The sequence below is a fragment of the Streptomyces sp. NPDC045470 genome (genome assembly GCF_040646595.1).
In the GTDB taxonomy this organism is placed as follows: Bacteria; Actinomycetota; Actinomycetes; order Streptomycetales; family Streptomycetaceae; genus Streptomyces.
The window spans coordinates 1-1,454 of the sequence record NZ_JBEZAN010000060.1 but is presented as its reverse complement, the minus strand read 5'-3'; the positions used below and the strand labels follow the sequence as shown (position 1 = coordinate 1,454).

Sequence of the window (1,454 nt, the reverse complement as noted above, 5' to 3'; positions counted from 1 at the left end):
TAATGCTGCTGACTTTATGCACTTCGGGGGAGCTTGCGTTTGGCTTTGGAGGTGGTCCTGGAGGCCGGGGTGATGGTGATCGTCTCGGCGGTTGGTGCCGGCGTCTGGGGCCAGTTGTGGTGGTGGGAGCGTTTGAGCGGCCAGTGCGACATCTTGCGTTTTACGACGCGCGGGCATGAACGGGCACGGCGTTCCGGCAGCAGCCGGCCGGCGATCTCAGCCACGCACCGCCGGAAGGCTCTGCCCAGTCGCCCGGGGGGAAAAGCCCGCCTGGGCGGGGACTTGGCGGCGGGCTGCGTTCAGAGTGCGGGTGAAGGAGATCCGGTCGGGATCCACCCCGCGCGAACGCGCCGCATGGTGGGCAAGCTGCCGCAGCGCGTGGTGAACCAGCAGGAAACCGTAGACTTCCTGGGCCACCCCGTCGGGGTCCTTCGAGCGCAGGACCGCCCCCGGGCCGCGCTGGTGAACCTTAATCTCGTCCAGCAGCGTCTCGATCTCCCACCGCTCGTGGTAGAGAACGGCCAGCTCACGAGCGGGCGCCTCAGCAGGGTCGAGGACCGAGGTGATCAACCGGTAGACCTCGGTGCCCCCGGGCAGGGTGTACTCGATGACCCGTACGTCCTGCGGGTCCGCGCACTGGTAGTAGTCAGCAGAGGCGAAAATCTGCGACAGGTACGAGCCGTCGTCCAGCTGCCGGCACACCGGCAGGACCGCATTGCTCTTCACCCGCCACAGCAGGTCCGCGCCACTCGCCAAGGCAGCCCGCCAGCGCGGGAAGGCCGGGAAGTTCCGGTCCGCCAGCACCAGCATTCCCGGCTCCAGGTGCTCCCACAGCTGCCCCACCAGCGCCACCTCACTGACCGTGAACGGACCCATGGCCACCCCGAACACCGCATGCGTGCCGCACTCGGCCAACGCCACCATCCGCACCTGCGGAAACGCACCGGCACCACGATCGGAGACCGCCCGGCCGAAATACCCGGCGTTCACTGCGGTGTCCGGCACCTCCAGTGCGGTCCCGTCGAGCGCCACCAGGCGCCACCGCCGGTACCACGCCCCAACCGTGTCCGCCCCGGCCACCGGCCGGCACACCCTCTCAAACAGCGCCCGCAGCGGCTCCGGCCCCAGCCGGGCACGAGCGCGGCTGATCGCCGCGGTGCACGGCACCTCCCACCCCCGCAGCCCCTCCGACAGCAGCCGGGCCACCTCCTCATACCCAGCCGGCCGGAACAGGCACATCGCCAGCACGAAGTAGACCACCACCCGAGCCGGCAGCTTCCGGCGCCGCACCTCACCACGGCCGGTACTCGCGACAACCTCGTCAATCAGCTCCGCCGGGAAGACCCGCGTCAGCACACCCAACGCGATCCTGTCCGCAACCCGACCACCCCCACCTGCCCGCACACCAGCCACACCAACTCAACGACCACCCAGGCATAAAGTCAGCAGCATTG

General features: G+C 69.1%; 1 protein-coding gene. It reads right to left on the bottom strand.

Annotated features, from left to right (window positions below):
• Positions 1–216: 216 nt before the first annotated feature.
• Positions 217–1,413: an IS4 family transposase gene (locus tag AB0A97_RS41640; RefSeq protein ID WP_361161317.1), complete on the bottom strand. Its 1,197-nt coding sequence runs from the start codon at positions 1,411–1,413 to the stop codon at positions 217–219.
• Between the last annotated feature and the right edge of the window lie 41 nt (positions 1,414–1,454).